The following is a 17696-nucleotide window of genomic DNA, read 5'->3' on the forward strand; positions in this document are numbered from 1 at the left end:
AGCCGACCAACGAAGGGACGGCATACCGTGACCATGCGGAACCCCTCAGTCGATGCTCTGTCCTCGGCGACCGTGCACGAGGCGGCAGGCCGCCTCGGAGCCCTGCCGTCGGCCATCGGGCCGGCCTTCGCGGGCGCCCGGGTCGTCGGACCGGCCTTTCCCGTCGCCTGCCCACCGGGCGACAACCTCTGGATCCACCGCGCCCTGTACGCGGCCGAGCCCGGCGACGTGCTCGTGGTCGACGTCGGCGGTGGGACGGAGTTCGGCTACTGGGGCGAGATCCTGAGCACTGCCGCTATCGAGCGAGGGCTGGCCGGCCTGGTCATCAACGGCGGTGTCCGGGACCAGGACGCCCTGGCGGCCCTCGGGCTGCCGGTGTTCTCCGCAGGCCTGTGCATCCGCGGCACCGGAAAGCACTTCGCCGGTGCCGGGTCGCTGGGCGCCCCCGTGCGCATCGGCGAGGTGTTCGTGAACCGGGGCGACCTGGTGGTCGGTGACGCGGACGGAGTGGTGGTGATCCGGCGGGCCGACGTCGAGGCCGTGCTCAAGTCCGCCGCCGAGCGCGAGGCCAAGGAGGCCGAGCTGATGCGTCGTATCCGCGCGGGCGAACGGACTGTCGACCTCTACGGCTGGCAGTGATCAGGAAAAGGAGGCATGACCGATGACCGAGTTCCGCAGACAGGCGATCCGGGTGCCCGGACTGCACCACGGCGGCGCCCCCTTCCCACTCGCGGTCCGGGTCGGAGACCTGCTGGCCTCCAGCGCCGTGCACGGCATGGACCCGACCACTGGTGAGATCCCCGACACCCTGGAGGGCCAGACGGCCGGAGTGTTCGCCAACATCCGCCGCATCCTGGACGCGGCCGGCGCCGACACCGGCGACATCGCCAAGGTCACCGTCTTCCTCGGCGAGGGCCAGTCACGCGCACCGCTGAACGCCGAGTGGGTGGCGATGTTCCCCGACGAGGACGACCGGCCGGTCCGTCACACCGTGCCCTCGACGCTGCAACCACCTCTACTCATCCAGTGCGAGTTCACCGCCGTACTGGCCGCCCGATCCCTCCAGGAGCATCCGTGATCATCGACAGCCACGCCCACCTGGTGGCGCCCGACTCCTTCTACGGTCTGTGGACCTATCTGGAGGCGGCAGGCACCTACCACGGACGGTTCCCGTCCAAGGCCACCGACGAGGAACTGATCAACTCCGCGCGCCGCCAGGTCACGCTGATGGACGAGGTCGGCACCGACATGCAGTTGACCTCGCCGCGCCCCTTCGTGCTGAAGCACTCCGCCCGGCCCGGGCAGATCGTGCACTGGTGGATCGAGGCGAACAACGACGCCATCGCCACCCAGGTCGCCGCCTTCCCCGACCGGCTGCGCGGCGTCTGTGCCCTGCCGCAGGTGGCGGGCGAACCGGTCACCACACTCTTCGAGGAACTGGACCGGAACCTGGAGCGGGGGTTCGTCGGAGTTCTCCTCAACCCCGATCCGAGCGAAGGCGCCGGAACCACACCGGTGATGGGCGACGAGTACTGGTACCCGCTGTACGAACGGCTCGTCGAGCGCGACGTGCCGGCCCTGCTGCATCCTGCCGCCTGCTACGGGCGCGAGAGCTACAGCGAGCACTTCATCACCGAGGAGAGCCTCGCGATCAACAGCATGATCCGCGCCGGGGTGTTCCGCGACTTCCCCGACCTGAAGATCATCGTGCCGCACGGCGGCGGCTCGGTCCCGTACCAGCTCGGGCGGTGGATCGCCCACGACCGCGGACTGGTCACCGCCAAGCCGGGCGACCGCGAGACCTTCGTGGAGACCCTGAAGCGGTTCTGGTTCGACACCTGCCTCTACACCCAGGAAGCCCTGGAACTGCTCTTCTCTGTGGTCGGCGCGGACCGTGTCCTGTTCGGTACCGAACGGCCGGGCAGCGGCGGCAGCCTGGAGGACCTCAAGCCGGTGATCGAGAAGATCCCGTCCCTGTCCGACGACGACCGGCGAGCGGTCTTCGAGGGCAACGCCCGTCAGGTCTACACCCGGCTGAACGACTGAGAGGAGGGAGACACAATGGCGGACATCGTCGCGGTGGCCGGCACCTCCCACAGTCCCGTCCTCGCCATGGAACCGCAGAAGATGTGGAGCCTGCGCGCCGAACACGACAAGGCCAACAGCGAGTTGTACGACACCGACGGTGTCGTCCGGCCCTACGGCGAACTCGCCGAGCGGGCGGGAGACCGCTGGCTGGACGAGCTGAAGCCCGAAGTGTGGGACCGCAAGTTCGAGCAGTCGCAGGCCGACATCGCGCGGCTCGCCGAGGACCTGGTCTCCCTCGATCTCGACGCGGTCATCGTCGTCGGCGACGACCAGGACGAGCTCTTCTCCCACCAGAACCTGCCCTCCATCGCCGTCTACCACGGCGAGGAGATGACCACTCACCATGCCATCGAGATGGGCCTCGGACCCGAGATCGTCGAGGTGCAGCGCCTCCTGGGGATGGACGGGGAAAGCTACCCGGCTGACGCCAGGCTGGGCCGGCACATCATCGAGAGCCTGGTCGACCAGGGCTTCGACGTCTCCTCCAGCGACTCCACCGCACCGGACACCGGCTTCGGACACGCCTTCGCCTGGGTCGCGGGACGGCTCCTCAAAGGCCACACGGTCCCGACCGTACCGATCCTCCTCAACACCTACTTCAAGCCCAACCAGCCGACGCCCGCCCGTTGTTACGACCTCGGTGTGGCACTGCGGCAGGCCGTCGAGTCCGCTCCCGGCAACGCGAGGGTGGGTGTCGTGGCCTCCGGCGGGCTCAGCCACTTCGTCGTCGACGCCGAGCTGGACCGCATGCTCCTGGACGCCATGAGCGACCACGACTCCACCACGCTGCGCGCCCTGCCGGCCCAGCGGATGGACTCGGGCACCTCGGAGATCCGCAACTGGATCACCGCGGCGGGCGCGGGAGCCCACCTGTCCACCAAGTGGGTCGACTACCAGCCCGCCTACCGCACGCCGGCCGGCACCGGCATCGGCCTGGCCTTCGGACTGTGGGCATGAACGACTCCGCGGACCCCTTGACGGGAATGGCTGACGCGGGCCAGACGGTCGCCCGGCTGGCCCGGTTGGATGCCTGCGCGGTCTCGGACGCGCTGGACTCGATGGGCCTGCCGGGCGCGGCCCTGGGCCTGACCGCGCTGGCGGCGCGGCGACGTATCGCCGGTCGGGCGGTCACCGTCGATCTGGTCGACGACGCCCCCGGCGCGGTGCACGCCGGCCGCCACCTCGGCACCGCGGCCGTCGACGCGTCAGGGCCCGGCGACGTCATCGTGGTGGCGCACCGGGGCAGGACCCACGTGGCCGGCTGGGGCGGCGTGCTCTCGGCCGGCGCCAAGCGCAACGGAGTCGAGGGCGTCGTCGTCCACGGCGCCTGCCGCGACGTGGACGAAGCCCGCGAACTGGACCTGCCGCTGTACGCGACGAGGGGAGTCCCGCTCACCGCCCGTGGCCGGGTGGTCGAGCGGGCCTGGAACGTGCCCGTCGACATCGCCGACGTCCCCGTGTACCCGGGCGACCTGGTCATCGCCGACGCCAGTGGTGTCGTGTTCGTCCCGGCCGCGCACGCCGACCAGGTACTGGCCACCGCCGAGGCGATCGCGGCGAAGGAACGGGCCATGGTCGAACGGGTGCGGGCCGGCCGCCCGATGGCCGAGGTGATGGCACACGACTACGAAACCATGCTGCACAGAGAGGGAGCCCGTTGATGACCGATACCGATGTGGATGCCGCACAGACCGCGGTCGAGGCCCTCAGGGACCTCGACACCAGTCACGTCAGTGACGCCCTGGACCGTCTCGGCATCGCCGGGCAGTGTCTGGGCATCATGCCGCTCGACCGGAGCTTCCGTCTCGCCGGACCGGCCTTCACCGTGCGCTACGTCCCGGTCGGCACCGACCCCGGCAGCGTCGGCGACTACATCGACGAGCTCGACCCGGGCACCGTCGTCGTCCTCGACAACGCCGGACGCATGGACGCCACGGTCTGGGGTGACCTGCTGACGGCGACCGCCGCGCGCGGCGGCATCGGCGGCACCGTCATCGACGGCGTGTGCCGCGACTCCGACCGCGCCCTCGAACTCGGCTACCCCGTCTACAGCCGGGGCCGATGGATGCGTACCGGAAAGGACCGCGTCCGCGTCGACGACTACCAGGTACCGGTCACCGTCGGCGGCGTCCGGGTGGAGCCGGGCGACCTGCTGCTCGGTGACGCGGACGGCGTCGTGGCGATCCCGGCGTCGCGGGCCGACGAGGTGATCGCCGTGGCCAGGCAGATAAGGGACGCCGAGAACCGGATACGCGCCGACGTCGAGCAGGGCTCGCCCCTGACGACAGCACGCGCCGAAGCCGGCTATCACACGCTCCAGACCCGGGCCCGCTCCGCCGGCTGACAGGCCAATGGGCGGTCGGAGGCCGCGAACGGTGGTTCCTATACTGCCTGCAGGATTGGATACAACCTTCAGGAGTGATCGCGTGCCTGACCCCAACCGGCGTGCTCTCGTGAAAGAAGGGGCCGGCGCCGAGCGGACGGTTCGTGAACTGCGGAACCAGGTCCTCAAGGGGCGGCTGCTGCCCGGCGAACAGATCCGCCAGGAGGAGATCGCCGAACAGCTCGGGATCAGCCGGGTTCCGGTGCGGGAGGCCCTGAGCATCCTGGCCAGCGAGGGGCTGCTCACCCACCGCCCGCACCAGGGGTACTTCGTCACCAAACGCACCCCCGACGAACTCGCCCAGATCGGCCTCATGCTCGCGCTCCTTGAGGATGAACTGGCCCGCACCATCGACTGGCCCACCGAGGAGTTCGTCGCGGAACTGCGGTCGCTCAACGAGGACATGGCACGGCTGGTGGACGAGCCCGAGTGGGTGGACATGGTGAGCCTCAACCACGAGTTCCACCTGCGCATCTTCGGCCTTTCCCCGCTGAAACTCGTGCTCGACGAGGTACGGCGGCTGTGGATGCTGGCAGACGCGTTCATCGCGATCGACTATGCGACGCGGGACCACAGGAAGCGGACGGTCGCGCAGCACGAGCGCATCCTGAAGGCGCTGGCCGCCCGCAGCCGCGCCCGCCTGCTCAAGGGCATCCGCGACCACCGGGACAGTACGGGGGTCGGAGCCAGGGCGGGTCTGTCCCGCCGAAGAGCCTGAGACAGCGGCCGCCCGGTAACCGAGAAAGGTGCATCCCGTGACGGACCCCGTCCGCTACACATGCGAGCAAGGCGTGGCCCGGATCGTACTCTCCAGGCCGGCCAGGGCGAACGCCATCGATCTGTCGACCGCACACGCCCTGGGCGCGGCTGTCGACCGGGCAGCCGCGTCCGATGTGCGTGCGGTCGTCGTGCTCGGCGAGGGCAGGCGGTTCTGTGCCGGAGGCGACGTGGCGGCGATGGCCGCCGCGCCCGACCGGGCGGTCTATGTGGAGGAGCTGGCCCTTGCGCTTGACGATGTGTTCCAGCGGCTGGGCAGGTTGTCGAAACCGGTCGTCGCGGCGGTGCGGGGAGCCGTGGCGGGCGCGGGGCTGGCCCTGATGCTGAGCTGCGACGTCATCGTATCGGCCGCCTCCACCAAGTTCCTCCTGGCCTACGCGGACGTCGGGCTGACGCCCGACTGCGGAGTGTCCTACCTCCTTCCCCGGGCGATAGGTCAGCAACGCGCACTCGAACTCGCCCTGACCGGCCGCGTGCTCTCCGCGGCGGAGGGCCGGGAGTGGGGGCTGGTCACCGAGGTGGTGGACGGCGCATCCGTGGACGCTCGGGCTCTGCAACTCGGCGAGCGGCTCGCGGCGGGACCGGCGCACGCCCTGGGAGAGACCAGACGACTCCTGCGCTCCGGGCAGCTGACCCGGGAGCAGGCAGGCCGTGAGGAAGCCCGCGTGATCGCCCGGGCGATGGGTGGGGCCGAGGCCACTGCGCTGGTCGAGTCCTTCGCATCCAGTGGCGGCAAGGGCGGGAACGGAAGGCCGGCGGCCTGAGGACGCGCGCCTTCGCGTCCGGTGCCGCTGGGGGCCACCGCGCTCAGGTCACGGCTACGCGCCCTCGGCGGGCGACGTCGGTTGCCGGTTGCTGGCGTGACCCTCGGGGAGGAGATCGAGCCGGTACTCGGACGGCACGTCGAGGAGGAGCGAGATGCTGTCCAGGATCGCGCGTGCCATGTAGCTGAGGACGTACTGCCGCTGCACGCCGCGCAGCCGGACGCCTTCGTCGACGAGTCGCATGTACCCCGCGCGCACGACACGGCGCACTTCCTCGTCGGTCACCGTCAGCGCCCGAAGCTGGAAGAGCGCCTGGTCCGGACGTTCCTCGACCTTTTGCCGGTGGAGCAACTCCAACTGCGTCTCGAAACTGCCGCCCGGCCGCGTCTGCTCTCGCGCCTGCAGCATCGTCGACCGCATGCGCTCCACGACCCGCTCGTAGCACGCGACGAACAGTGCCTGCTTGTCGGGGAACAGCGCGTAGACGTAGGGCTGCGAGACCCCGGCCCTCTTCGCGATGTCGGCGGTTCGCGCATCACCGTAGCCATGCCGGGCGAACTCGGTGATCGCCGCTTCGATCAGGTCCTCGCGGCGCTGTTCCGCCGTCTGTCGCCTGGCCACTCCTGGCTGCTCCGATCCGCAAGGACAAGATTGTCGCTCGATCCATCGAATAGTACATAGGCGAGTGCGCCGACCGCTCCCGGCCGACCTCCGCCTAAGGGGTCCTTGCACTGTGCCCGCCCAGGTCGGGCGCACACGGTGCAAGTACCCGAGAGGAGTGCCCGCCCGGTCGGCGTGAGGCCGACGGAGCGGGCTGCTGACTCGGCCCGTCGCGACGGGTACCGAGCCCTACTCGCCGCTGCGCAGGGCGGCCTCGATCTCGGACGCGGGCACCCAGCTGCCGTGGAATCCGAGGGGGACGCGGTGGTTGAGCTTGATCCGCGCGACGGGCGCCCCGGTGAAGTCCTGGGCGTCCTGGATGATGACCTCAGTGCGGTCCTCGGCCGGGTCCCACCACATGCTCAGCAGCCATCCGTCGTCCTCGGACGTGGCGCCTTCGCGCGGGACGAAGACGACCTCGCTGGGCGCCTCGAGCCCGTCGATGACCTTGATGTCGGTGTGGTCGCGTGCGATGTCGTGCTTGGCCAGACCGTCGAAGAGCCAGTCACCCTTGTCGAGCATGGTGACCATGTATTGGAAGCGGTGCTCCAGAGTGGTGCGCTCGTCGTTGACACGGGGGAAGTCACCGGTGACGTCGGTGTGCGCGTTCTCACTGAGGCGGCCCGTGGCGAGGTCCAGCCTCCAGCGGGTGGGAACGGTCCGCGCCTTGGTGAACCACTCGTTGAAGTCGCGACCGACCGTGGGATCGGTGAGTTCGGACCTCAGGTGGCCGAGACGGGTCACGGTGCGGTGGGCGTCGACGACGACCGTCTGGCCGTCTTCGTAGGCGTTGTAGTAGTGCGTCGTCTGGAACGGCTCGTCGGCCTCGAACCACGTCACCTTGCCGGTCGCGCGGTGCATGACCGCGAACTTGCTGACCGGCACGGCGTCGGTGTCCCAGACCACGGACGGGTTTCCCTGGAACAGCGACGTGGGATCGAAGAGCTGCGGGCTGAGGCAGAAGATGGCGTAGTTCTTGGTGACGGCGTAGTCGTGGACGAAGGAGGGCGCGCCCAGGTCGAACTTGAAGCTGTCCAGCAGGTTGCCGTGTTTGTCTGCGCGGTACCAGGTGATCTGCCCGCCCATGGAACCGTAGAAGAGCATGTCGCCGTTGTCGGGGTCGATCTTCCAGTGGGCGGTGACCGGTCCGGACACCTTGCCGTGGAAGTCGTAGGTGCCCACGGTCTCCAGTGTGTCGGGCCGCAGTTCGTGCGGAACATCCACCTCGGCGAACACCAGCAGTCGGTCGTTGAACAGAGTGACGTGGGTGTTGCCGGAGTTCTTGAACGGCGGGCGCCCCTCCTCCAGTTTCAGCGGCTCGCCCCCGCCGTTGATCACGCTGGTGAAGAGGGCCCGGCCCTCCTGCATCTCCAGCTTCAGCCCGGCGGTCTGGACGTACCGGTTGCGGTACGTGGCGCGGCCGTCACGCAGGAAGACGGCGTGCACCATGCCGTCGCCGTCGAACTGGTGGTAGCGGTCGGGGTTGGCCGGCCGGAAGTGCTGATTCTGGGCCACCCGGTAGAGGGCCCCGTCGAGGCCGGCAGGAATCTCGCCCTCGACCTCCAGGTCGAACGCCTCGCCCTCCTCGCGCCAGGGGGTAAACGGGCCGTTGAGAAAAATATTGTCGGTGTCCCACATAGCTGTTCCCTTCGTGACTGAGTGACTCGGTGACTCGGTGCGGTCAGCTGCAGGAGCGTCCGGTTTCGTGGCGGCCGGTACAGGCAGAGGTCGAACGGACGGTCGCTCCCGGGCAGCTGCAGCCCGCGGTTTCGACGGCGCCGCGCTCGCTCTAAGGGCGCGGCCGATCATGCGGTCGGGAGCCAACCAGGCGCTCCGCGTTCCCGTCCCCATCAATTTATTGATAGGCCAATCAATTAGCAACCCGTTGACGCATGGATCACATTCACGCCATGTGCTGCCCTCCTGCACCCCCGCGTTCAGCGAAGTTGCGGGACGAGACCTGGCGGCCGTGCCGGGCGCTGCCGGCCCGCCGCTACTGCGGCGGGCCGGTCATAGGGCGCCCGGGGCGCCGCACCCGCCCAGCAGGTTCACGAAAGTCGTCGGCCAGGCCCTGGGCCGAGGTCAGTCGGCCGAAACACCCGTGGCGAGCAGTCCGTTGACCACCAGCGTCGCCAGCGCGTCCGCCCTCGCCGCGAGCTGCTGCGGCGAGGCGGGCTCGGGCCTGCCCAGGCGCCGCGCCAGAGGGCCGTCCACCATTCCCCCGACGGGCGGGATGACAGCGAAGAACACCACGTCCATCGGAGGGGGTGCCATGCGACCGGAGGCGACGAGCCGCTCGATGTTCGGCGTCATGAGCTGCAGGACGGGCGTGAGGTAGTGCTCGTACAGGTAGTCCAACCGCTCGGTGTCCCGGGACGCCTCGTCCACGAAGATGCGCCCGATCAGCGGCGTGTCCGCCGCTGATCGGTAGAAGCCGCTGATGATCCGCCTCAGCCGCTCGGCGTCGTCGACCCCGGAATCCACCTGCGGCAACCGCGCCAGCTGCGCACCCAACGCGTGGTCCATCACCGCACGCCAGAACGCCGCCTTCGACCCGTACCGATCATTGATGAAGTTGTGGCTGACACCCAGACGGCGGGCCAGCTCACGGGCAGATGCATGGTCGTAGCCCAGTTCCGCGAACGCTTCGAGGCCGCGCTGCAGGATGCTCTCCTCCCCGGGCACCGAGGGAGTGTCGGCCCCGGGGCGTCCCGGCCGTCGAACGGACTCGGTTCGTGCTCCCATCACTGCCTCCATGGCTGATTGCTCGCGCCTGTGCCGCTTGTGCCGCACAGGCGTCTTCGACGGTGAGTCCTCGCGCTCCTCCCGAAGAGCGCCTGCCCCCTGGCCGCGGTGAGACCTCTCCGCAACCCGGCTCCGGGCCCACGAGAAGAGCTTACTTGACACCTATCAGATTTCCCCTAATCTGATAGGTGTCAGAAATCGCCCGGCAGCCACCCCCGCCTCCCCGACCGGCTCGGGACAGCGTGCGCCCGGATGCCCTGGCAGCGCCCCCTCGGAAGTGAGCGACACATGACCACGAACCACACCGCCCACACAGCCACCGAACGCGTGATCGACCTGGAAGCGGCAGGCCGCCGACACACCATGAAGGCCGACCGCATGGCACCTCTGCTCACCGTCGGGGATCCACTCGCCGACGCCGTCATCGCCGAGCTCGACCGCTACGGCGCCACGGCACGGCGGGCTCTCGACGCCGGCCTGAGGAACGGCCTCGCAGGCCTCGACGAGCGGCCCCCCGAAGCCGTCGCCGCACTCCTCAAGCAGGTGGAGACCACCCCTGACCGGGTCGACCGCCTGATGCTCCACCGCGGCGACGTCGTCAGCCTGTCCGTCCCACCCATGTGGTTCGGGCTCTGCTCGATCACCAGCGCTCTCGTCCACACCTGCGCGTCCCCGGCTGGCGCACGGCAGCTGGTCCGAACCGACCGGCCGAGGCCCACGGTGTCACGTCGGCTCGTGGAGACCGGGGTGTGGGCGCGGCAGACCATCCGGCCGGGAGGGCTGCTGCGCGGAGAGCCGGGGTACGTGGCCACCGTCGAGGCCCGGCTGCGCCACGCCCGTCTGCGGGCCACATCCCTCACGGACTGGGACAGGGGCGCCCCGGGTCTGCCGATCGGACAGCTCGACATGGCCCGCACCTGGCTCGGCTTCACCCTCATCGCCTTTCAGGCCCTGGCGGCCGTCGGCATCGACATCACCGGCGAGGAGGAGGGCAACCTCTACCAGTACTGGGCCTACGTCGCCCATCTCCTGGGGCTCGACGAGAACCTGTACAAGGACGTCGCCGACCACGCCGGCGCCCGCCGCCTGCAGGACCTGCTGGACGCCGTGACGGCCGCCCCCGATGCCAACTCACGCGCCGCGACCGCCGCCGTGATCGGCGCACAGGCCCGCGCGACGGCTCAGGCGCCGGGCGCGGTTCTGTCCGAGGGCCAGCTCGAAGAACTGATCCGCGGCATGCTCCGACAGGCCTTCGGGAAGACGGCAGCAGATCGTCTGGGCATCCCCGACGTCCCGGCCGCGACCGACCACATGCCGCTGATCAGCACTTTGAACCGCCAGGCCCGGTACTGGCAGACCTTCTCCCCCGCCTCGGCCCAGGCAGCTCGCCGACAGGCCGCCGATGTGCCCGAGCCCGCCTCCGAACCGATCGCGGTCGTCCTTCCCCTCGGTGTCGCCCTTCAACGCACCACAGGCATCCACCGCTCGGCCACGTCGGCGGCCTGATCCTCGCTCTCTCCCCTTTCCCTCCTTTCCCTCCTTTCTCCCTCTTCCACCCCTTCCGTGCCGCTTCGCACTGCCTCGCACCGCCGAGCCGTGGCTGTCGGCGCCCCGACCACTGACCGCACCACGTGACGAGCTCCATCGAAGCAGCCGTCCTACCGCACCACCGCACCTTCCGCCTCTCGACCACTTCCTCGGCTGGAGACCTCGTCATGTCCCAAACGACCACCGCCGCAACGGACACGGCCACCGTGTCCGCGCTCCCGTCAGCCGACGCACCGCCTCGCCACCGCTGGTGGATCCTCGCCGTCATCGGCATGGCCCAGCTCATGGTGGTGCTCGACGCGACGATCGTGAACATCGCCCTGCCCTCGGCCCAGAAGGACCTGGGCTTCTCCGACGGCGACCGGCAGTGGATCGTCACCGCCTACGCCCTCGCCTTCGGCAGCCTGCTGCTGCTCGGCGGACGGATAGCCGATCTCTTCGGCCGCAAGATCACCTTCCTGGTCGGCCTGGTCGGCTTCGCCGGGGCCTCCGCCGTCGGCGGCGCCGCGAGCAGCTTCGAGATGCTGGTCGCCGCGCGCGCCGGCCAGGGCCTGTTCGGCGCCCTGCTCGCACCAGCCGCGCTGTCCCTGCTGACCACGACGTTCACCGACTCCAAGGAACGCGCCAGGGCCTTCGGTGTCTACGGCGCCATCGCCGGCGCCGGAGGCGCCATCGGCCTGCTGCTCGGCGGTGTGCTCACCGAGCACCTCGACTGGCGCTGGACCCTCTACGTCAACCTCGTCTTCGCCGCCGTCGCCTTCGTCGGCGGTACGCTCCTGCTGCGTCGCACCGCCCGCGACAGGAGCGCCAGGCTCGACATCCCCGGCGCCGTCCTCGTCGGCGGCGGCCTGTTCAGCCTGGTCTACGGCTTCGCCAACGCCGAGAGCCACGCCTGGAGCTCGCCGCAGACCTGGGGCTGGCTGGTCACCGGAGCCGTCCTGCTCGCCGCGTTCACCGTGTGGCAGACCAAGTCCTCCCACCCCCTGCTGCCCCTGCGCATCCTGCACGACCGCAACCGCGCCGCCTCCTTCATCGCCATGCTGATCAGCGGCGCCGGCATGTTCGGCGTGTTCCTCTTCCTCACCTACTACCTGCAGCAGAGCCTCGGCTACACGCCCATCGAGACCGGCCTGGCCTTCCTGCCCATGACCGGCGCGATCATGATCAGCGCCACCCTCGCCTCCAGCGTGCTGATACCCCGCATCGGTCCCAAGCCGGTGGTACCGCTCGGCATGGGCCTGGCCGCCGCCGCCATGGCCTGGATGACCGCCCTCGACCTCAACAGCTCATACACCACGGACATCCTGCCCGCACTGGTCATGATGGGCCTCGGCCTCGGCCTGGTGATGCCCACGGCCACGAGCCTGGCCGTCACCGGAATAGCCGCCAAGGACTCCGGGGTCGCCTCCGCCACCGTCAACACCATGCAGCAGGTCGGCGGCTCCCTCGGTACGGCCCTGCTCAACACCCTCGCCACCAGCGCCGCCACCGACTACCTGGCCGGCAAGGACCCCAGGGACCCCGCCGTGCAGGCCCAGGCCGGCCTGGAAGCCTACTCCACCGCCTACGGGTGGTCGGCCGTCTTCTTCACCGTCGGCCTGGTCGTCAGCGTCATCCTCTACCGGCGCGGCGTACCGAAGCAGGACCCCGACGCCGCGCCCGCCGTCCACATGTGAGGTCCCGGCGGAGGCCGCACCGCGCGTGAGTCCCTGTCAGAACCATCCGGCCGGCGACTTCACCGAGCACCAGGGGCCGTACTGATCCGATACTCCGGATCAGTACGGCCCCTTCGGCGCCCAAGCATCCATCGGCCGCGTACGCGTAGGCGGCCGTCGTCAGCGACCCGGACGCTGCCGACGGTAGGTCACTCGCCGATCCGGCAGGCCGCGACAGCCCTGTCCAGGGTCTCGTGGTCGGCCCAGCTTCCGTGAAAGCCGAACGGGACCCGGCTGGGTAGCTTGATCCGGGCCAGCGGAATGCGCCGCAGGTCGGCGGCGTCGTGGATCAGCACTTCGCTGAGGTCGGTGGCACGATTCCACCAGAGCGAGAGCAGGTAGCCGTCGTCCTCGCCCTGGGCGTTCTCACGGGCGACGAAGACCGGTTCGCTCGGGCTGGTGAGCCCGTCCGGGCCCTCGATGACAGTCGTGTTGTCGAGGAGGTAGTCGTGGCGGGCCAAGCCGTCGCTCATGGTGTCGTCGGTCAGTCCACGGGTGGTGACGAAGTAGCCATAGCGGTTGGGCTGTCCCACGTACGCGTCGTTGATCTTGGGAAACTCGCCCGCGATCCCGCTGATCATCTCCTCCCTGGCGCGCCCGGTGGCGAGGTCGACGCGCCAGCGGTAGGGCAGGGCCGGGGGGAACCACTCGTGGGAAGTCACCGACGCACCCGGGCGATCGACGGGGGTGCCGAGCCGAGTGATTCGGTGCCCGTCGATGATCAGCTCGCCGTCCTGCTCGTAGGCGTTGAAGAAGTGGGTGTTGGCGAACTGCCCGCCGGCCTCATGCCAGGTGACCTGATGGGTACGGCGGTCCATGAGGACGATCTGCGTGCCGTGATCGAGAGAGCTCTCGTCCCAGACCAGTCCCGGCCCTCCTTGCGCCACCCGGTCGAAGCGGAACTGGGCGGGCGTGACGAAGAAGACGGCGTAGTGGTCGCTGACCGCGAAGTCGTGCATGACGACGGGCACCCCGATGTCGAACGAGTGCGAGTCGATGATCTCGGCCGTCTTCACGTCGGCGCGGTACCAGGTGATGGAGGGGCCCATGGCGGCGAAGAACAGCATGTCACCGCTGGCGGGATCGATCTTGTAGTGGGCGGTGCAGAGGGTGTTGATCCCGCCGTGGAAGTCGTAAGGGCCGAGGGTCTTGAGGGTCTCCGGGTCCATTGCCTGGGGCAGTGCGCCCTCGTAGTAGACGAGAAGTCGGTCGTCGAAGACACCGACGTTGGTGTTGGCGACGTTCTTGACCGGCGGGGCTCCGTCGGGCAGTCGCCCGGGGGTGCCGCCGTTGATGAAGGTGCTGTAGACGGCTTCGCCTGCCTGCACCTCGATCTTCATGGAGTCGGTCTCGACCCAGCGAGTGCGGTACGCAGCCCGGCCCTCGCGCAGGTAGATGCCGCAGACCATGCCGTCGCCCTCCCACCAGTGGTAGCGATCGGTGTTGCGGGGCTGGAAACGGGGGTTGCCGGTGACACGGAACAGCGCGCCCGCAAGGTCCGACGGGATCTCCCCGTGCACCTCCAGGTCGTATGCCTCGTTCTCCTCCGCCCACGGTGTGAAGGGGCCATTGAGGAACTTGTTGTCGGTAAGCCAGTCGGTACGCATGGGCGTTCTCCTGTGGTTGCCGTCGAAGCAGGGCTGGGTCAGAAGGGGTAGTGGGGCAGGTCGCCGCGTACGGTGACCCACTGCTGTTCGGTGAAGGCTTCGAGGTTGGCGGCGGTGCCGCCGTGGCGGGAGCCGGTGCCGGAGTCGCCGACTCCGCCGAAGGGGGCGACGGGTTCGTCGTTGACGGTCTGGTCGTTGATGTGGACCAGGCCGGAGGGGATGCGCTCGGCCAGGGCCAGGCCCTTCATGACGTCCCGGGTCAGGATGCCCAGGGACAGTCCGTACTCGGTGCCGGCGGCCAGGCGGGCCGCCTCGTCCAGGTCCCGGAAGGGGACGACGGGAGCGACGGGCCCGAAGATTTCCTGGGCGTAGGCGGGTGCGGTCAGTGGTACGTCGGTGAGCACGGTGGGCCGGTAGAACAGGCCTTCGTAGGTGCCGCCTGCGGCCAGTCGGGCACCGGCCTCGACGGTCTCGGTGACGATGCGGTGCACGTTGTCGCGTTGTCCGGCGTCGATGAGCGGTCCGACGGGGACGCCTTCGGTGGCTGGGTCGCCGACCGGGAGGGCGTCGGCGTGTTGGGCGAGCAGGGCGGTGTAGTCGTCGGCGACCGAGGTGTGGACGAGGTGGCGGCTGCTGGCCATGCAGATCTGGCCCGCATGGACGTACGAGCCCCACGCGCCCACCGAGGCGGCCCGCTCGAGGTCGGCGTCGTCCATGATGACCAGCGCGGAGTTCCCGCCGAGCTCCAGGTGCACCCGCTTCAGGTGCCGGGCCGCGACGACTCCGATGGCGCGGCCGGCCCTGGTGGAGCCGGTGAACGCGATCACGGGTATGTGCGGGTGCTCGACCGCGGCGGCGCCGACCTCGGCGCCGCCGGGCAGCACGTGCAGCAGACCGGGAGGCAGGCCCGCTTCCTCGAAGATCCGGGCGAAGACGACGCCGCCGCTGACCGCGGTGCGCGGATCCGGCTTGAGGATGACTGCGTTGCCCAGCGCGAGGGCCGGGGCGACCGCGCGCATGGCGAGGACGAGCGGCACATTGAACGGGGCGATCACCCCGACGACTCCGACCGGCACCCTGCGGGCGAAGGACAGCCGCTGCTGCCCGGAACGCAGCAGCTCACCGTAGGGTGCCGCGGCCAGGGCGGCGGCCTCGTGGCATTCCTCCGCCCCGCCGCTGGCCACCTGCAGGGCGGCGAAGGGCCGGATCGCGCCGGACTCCCGTACCAGCCAGGTCTCGATTTCCTCGTGGTTTTCCTCGAACAGGCGCGCGGCACGGCGCAGGACCGCGGCGCGATCGGCATACGGCCGCGCGGCCCACTCCCGCTGGGCTACCACCGCGGCTTCGGCAGCCTTGTTCACGTCGGTGGGGGTGGCGCAGCCGACACGGCCCAGCGTCTTACCGGTGGCGGGCTCGACCGCGTCGAACTCCTCACCCGAACCGCTGATCCATTCACCCGAGCCGGAGAAGACTCGGCCTTCCCAAATACTGCTGTCCAAAAGTGTCATGGCGTCCCTATCCATGTCAGGGGTGTGATGCGGCTGTGCCCTCGGGGCCGAAGGCCAGAGGCAGAGAAGCGGCTTGGCCGACGACTAGGTGCCGGTCGGGGTGACCGCCGCTGGGGCCGCCTCCTGCGCGGGCGTGTCCACAGCCAGAAGAGAGGCGGCTCCGCTGCGGCGCAGGGCGAGCGCGGCGATCACCACGCCTGCGAGTGCGGCGCCGGCGCAGATGTACATGCTGAGGTCCAGGCCCGCTTCGAGGGCTTCACGGGCGAGGGGGGCCACGGTGCGCGACAGGTCACCCAGGTCGGCGTTGGCGGCCGCGAGTGCGCCTCCATCGCTGTTGACGGCTCTGGCGATGCCCAGGGCCTGCGGGGGAAGGCCCGAGGAGTCGAGCTTGTCGGCCAGGGAGCCGCTCGCCGTGCCGAGGGCGACGGCGCCTGTGACGGCGGGGCCAAGCGCCTGCCCGGTCTCACGAACAAGGCTGGTGACCGCGCTGGCCATGCCGGCGTACCGGATGTCGACCATGCCGACGGCGACGGCCGTCAATGACGAGAACATCGTGATGAAGCCGACTCCCATCAGCAGAATCGGGCCGGTCATGGAAGTGAGGCTCGTCGCGTCGCCCGGCAGGCGTCCCATCCAGAACTCTCCGGCGGCGAGCGACAGGAGCCCACCGACCAGGAGAGTGCGGGGATGCAACCGCTGCAGCAGTTTCGGCAGGAACGGGGTGAGCAGCAGGGGGACCGCCTGAATGAGCGCGAACGGCAGAGCGGCTTGCAGCGGGGTCACGTGGTGGACGGACTCCAGCTTGATGCTGAGCGCGTACGCGGTGCCGATGAAGCCGAACAGGGCGAGCAGTCCGACGGCTGCGGCCCCGGCGAAAGCGGGAGTCTGGAACAGGTTCAGGCGCAGCATGGGCGCCCGCGAGCTTCGCTCGATGGCGAGGAACCCGATGAAGGAGGCGGCCGCGAGGACGAACGCGAGCACGATGTGGGGCTCGGAGTAACCGTCGCCGGCGCCCTCGATGACGGCGTAGAGCAGGGCCAGAAGCGACACGGCGATGGTGAGCTGGCCGGGCAGGTCCAGGCCGCGGTCGGCGGCGTCCTGGCGGGCGTCGACGATCCAGCGACCGCTGACGGCCGAGGAGGCCACGCCCAGCACCGCGAGCGGTACGAATGCCCAGCCCCAGTGGGCGTGCTCGGCGGTGAAGCCGCTGATCAAGGGGGCGATCATGGCGCCGAAGGCAAGGCTGAGCGCCCAGGACGACAGGGCTTTGGCGCGGGCGACGGGATGCGGGGTGCCCGCGACGATCACGGCCAGCGAGGAGGGAAATATCGCTGCCGCGCCCAGGCCTGCAACCGATTGACCCGCGATCAGCTGGGTCATCGAGCCCGCGGTGGCGACGACCAGGCAGCCGACCGCGACCAACAGCCCGCCGACGACGAGCAGGCGTTTACGGCCGAACAAGTCGCCGAGAACACCGAAGTTCAGCTCCAGGATGGCCGTCGGAAGGATGAACGCGGCGGGGATCCAGGCCAGGGCGGAGGCCGATGCGCCGAGATCACGCTGGATCTCTCCGATGAGCGGGGAGGCCAGGGGAATGCCGATCTGAGCGACGCAGATGGCGAAACAGGCTGCCGCCAGGGTGCCGCGGCTCAGCGGAACAGGAGTGCTCGGGGCAGGCGAGGGTCTTCCGACATCGGGATCGGTCATAAGGGATGCCTCCGGGGTGCTCGGGGTGCTCGGGGCGGACGCGCGGGACGCCGTTGACGGGCGACGCCGGGAACTTCTGTCTCGAATAACCGGACAGAATGTCCATTGAGCAGGACAGTGCATCTCTTGCCGCCCTCCAGTCAAGGGGTACGACGCCAGTAGGCGCCATTGACGGGCGAGTGACCGCTCTGTAC

Annotated in this window: 16 protein-coding genes; 10 read left to right on the forward strand and 6 right to left on the reverse strand. The window is 69.6% G+C overall.

The genetic code is table 11. The annotated features are described in order from the left end of the window. The first annotated feature begins 33 nt into the window (after window positions 1-33). The 8 genes from AC2XR2_RS19420 to AC2XR2_RS19455 all read left to right on the forward strand — a co-directional run bounded on the left by AC2XR2_RS19420 (window position 34) and on the right by AC2XR2_RS19455 (window position 6012). On the forward strand, window positions 34-639 hold the full coding sequence (locus AC2XR2_RS19420; RefSeq protein ID WP_491515801.1) for an RraA family protein: 606 nt from the start codon (window positions 34-36) through the stop codon (window positions 637-639). Window positions 640-661: 22 nt separating this feature from the next. Further along, entirely contained in the window at window positions 662-1078 is a 417-nt protein-coding gene (locus AC2XR2_RS19425) for a RidA family protein (protein ID WP_491515802.1), read from the forward strand. Next, complete coding sequence (locus AC2XR2_RS19430) at window positions 1075-2046, forward strand: amidohydrolase family protein (protein ID WP_491515803.1); 972 nt, start codon at window positions 1075-1077, stop codon at window positions 2044-2046. Before AC2XR2_RS19425 ends, AC2XR2_RS19430 begins: the two co-directional genes overlap by 4 nt. A 15-nt stretch (window positions 2047-2061) precedes the next feature. Beyond that, window positions 2062-3045: a DODA-type extradiol aromatic ring-opening family dioxygenase gene (locus AC2XR2_RS19435; RefSeq protein ID WP_491515804.1), complete on the forward strand. Its 984-nt coding sequence runs from the start codon at window positions 2062-2064 to the stop codon at window positions 3043-3045. After that, window positions 3042-3749, forward strand: a complete 708-nt coding sequence (locus AC2XR2_RS19440; protein WP_491515805.1) for an RraA family protein — start codon at window positions 3042-3044, stop codon at window positions 3747-3749. The genes AC2XR2_RS19435 and AC2XR2_RS19440 overlap by 4 nt, the downstream gene beginning before the upstream one ends. Next, window positions 3749-4432 carry an RraA family protein gene (locus AC2XR2_RS19445; protein ID WP_491515806.1) on the forward strand — a complete coding sequence of 228 codons (684 nt, stop codon included), beginning with the start codon at window positions 3749-3751 and terminating at the stop codon, window positions 4430-4432. The genes AC2XR2_RS19440 and AC2XR2_RS19445 overlap by 1 nt, the downstream gene beginning before the upstream one ends. A gap of 82 nt (window positions 4433-4514) precedes the next feature. Further along, the gene (locus AC2XR2_RS19450) at window positions 4515-5189 is read left to right on the forward strand and encodes a GntR family transcriptional regulator (protein WP_491515807.1); all 675 of its coding nucleotides are present in this window, start codon (window positions 4515-4517) and stop codon (window positions 5187-5189) included. Window positions 5190-5226: 37 nt separating this feature from the next. Further along, window positions 5227-6012 carry an enoyl-CoA hydratase/isomerase family protein gene (locus AC2XR2_RS19455; protein WP_491515808.1) on the forward strand — a complete coding sequence of 262 codons (786 nt, stop codon included), beginning with the start codon at window positions 5227-5229 and terminating at the stop codon, window positions 6010-6012. Between the two features lie 54 nt (window positions 6013-6066). On the opposite strand, the gene AC2XR2_RS19460 is transcribed toward AC2XR2_RS19455, so the two are convergent. From AC2XR2_RS19460 to AC2XR2_RS19470, 3 genes are all read right to left on the reverse strand, one after another. After that, the gene (locus tag AC2XR2_RS19460) at window positions 6067-6633 is read right to left on the reverse strand and encodes a TetR/AcrR family transcriptional regulator (RefSeq protein ID WP_491515809.1); all 567 of its coding nucleotides are present in this window, start codon (window positions 6631-6633) and stop codon (window positions 6067-6069) included. A 228-nt stretch (window positions 6634-6861) separates the two neighbouring features. Further along, the gene (locus AC2XR2_RS19465; RefSeq protein WP_491515810.1) at window positions 6862-8310 is read right to left on the reverse strand and encodes a carotenoid oxygenase family protein; all 1449 of its coding nucleotides are present in this window, start codon (window positions 8308-8310) and stop codon (window positions 6862-6864) included. Window positions 8311-8754: 444 nt separating this feature from the next. Next, window positions 8755-9357: a TetR/AcrR family transcriptional regulator gene (locus AC2XR2_RS19470; protein WP_491515811.1), complete on the reverse strand. Its 603-nt coding sequence runs from the start codon at window positions 9355-9357 to the stop codon at window positions 8755-8757. A 348-nt stretch (window positions 9358-9705) separates the two neighbouring features. On the opposite strand from AC2XR2_RS19470, the gene AC2XR2_RS19475 reads away from it, so the two are divergent. Together AC2XR2_RS19475 and AC2XR2_RS19480 are read left to right on the forward strand one after the other, a co-directional pair. After that, window positions 9706-10923, forward strand: a complete 1218-nt coding sequence (locus AC2XR2_RS19475) for an oxygenase MpaB family protein (RefSeq protein ID WP_491515812.1) — start codon at window positions 9706-9708, stop codon at window positions 10921-10923. 209 nt (window positions 10924-11132) lie between these two features. After that, window positions 11133-12641 carry an MFS transporter gene (locus AC2XR2_RS19480; protein WP_491515813.1) on the forward strand — a complete coding sequence of 503 codons (1509 nt, stop codon included), beginning with the start codon at window positions 11133-11135 and terminating at the stop codon, window positions 12639-12641. A gap of 188 nt (window positions 12642-12829) precedes the next feature. Here the strand turns inward: AC2XR2_RS19480 and AC2XR2_RS19485 are convergent, their stop codons facing one another. The 3 genes from AC2XR2_RS19485 to AC2XR2_RS19495 form a co-directional block, all read right to left on the reverse strand. Beyond that, window positions 12830-14287 carry a carotenoid oxygenase family protein gene (locus tag AC2XR2_RS19485; RefSeq protein ID WP_491515814.1) on the reverse strand — a complete coding sequence of 486 codons (1458 nt, stop codon included), beginning with the start codon at window positions 14285-14287 and terminating at the stop codon, window positions 12830-12832. A gap of 38 nt (window positions 14288-14325) precedes the next feature. Further along, window positions 14326-15795: an aldehyde dehydrogenase family protein gene (locus tag AC2XR2_RS19490; RefSeq protein ID WP_491515815.1), complete on the reverse strand. Its 1470-nt coding sequence runs from the start codon at window positions 15793-15795 to the stop codon at window positions 14326-14328. Between the two features lie 84 nt (window positions 15796-15879). Then, on the reverse strand, window positions 15880-17502 hold the full coding sequence (locus AC2XR2_RS19495) for an MFS transporter (RefSeq protein ID WP_491515816.1): 1623 nt from the start codon (window positions 17500-17502) through the stop codon (window positions 15880-15882). Window positions 17503-17696: the final 194 nt, after the last annotated feature.

It is taken from the genome of Streptomyces sp. LS-MS-L19, assembly GCF_058382285.1.

Excerpts from the sequence above, each read along its gene's own strand:
- AC2XR2_RS19420 (WP_491515801.1), top strand. The coding sequence starts at position 34 with ATGCGGAACCCCTCAGTCGATGCTCTGTCCTCGGCGACCGTGCACGAG.
- AC2XR2_RS19425 (WP_491515802.1), top strand. The coding sequence starts at position 662 with ATGACCGAGTTCCGCAGACAGGCGATCCGGGTGCCCGGACTGCACCAC.
- AC2XR2_RS19435 (WP_491515804.1), top strand. The coding sequence starts at position 2,062 with ATGGCGGACATCGTCGCGGTGGCCGGCACCTCCCACAGTCCCGTCCTC.
- AC2XR2_RS19440 (WP_491515805.1), top strand. The coding sequence starts at position 3,042 with ATGAACGACTCCGCGGACCCCTTGACGGGAATGGCTGACGCGGGCCAG.
- AC2XR2_RS19445 (WP_491515806.1), top strand. The coding sequence starts at position 3,749 with ATGACCGATACCGATGTGGATGCCGCACAGACCGCGGTCGAGGCCCTC.
- AC2XR2_RS19465 (WP_491515810.1), bottom strand. The coding sequence starts at position 8,310 with ATGTGGGACACCGACAATATTTTTCTCAACGGCCCGTTTACCCCCTGG.
- AC2XR2_RS19475 (WP_491515812.1), top strand. The coding sequence starts at position 9,706 with ATGACCACGAACCACACCGCCCACACAGCCACCGAACGCGTGATCGAC.
- AC2XR2_RS19480 (WP_491515813.1), top strand. The coding sequence starts at position 11,133 with ATGTCCCAAACGACCACCGCCGCAACGGACACGGCCACCGTGTCCGCG.
- AC2XR2_RS19485 (WP_491515814.1), bottom strand. The coding sequence starts at position 14,287 with ATGCGTACCGACTGGCTTACCGACAACAAGTTCCTCAATGGCCCCTTC.
- AC2XR2_RS19490 (WP_491515815.1), bottom strand. The coding sequence starts at position 15,795 with ATGACACTTTTGGACAGCAGTATTTGGGAAGGCCGAGTCTTCTCCGGC.
- AC2XR2_RS19495 (WP_491515816.1), bottom strand. The coding sequence starts at position 17,502 with ATGACCGATCCCGATGTCGGAAGACCCTCGCCTGCCCCGAGCACTCCT.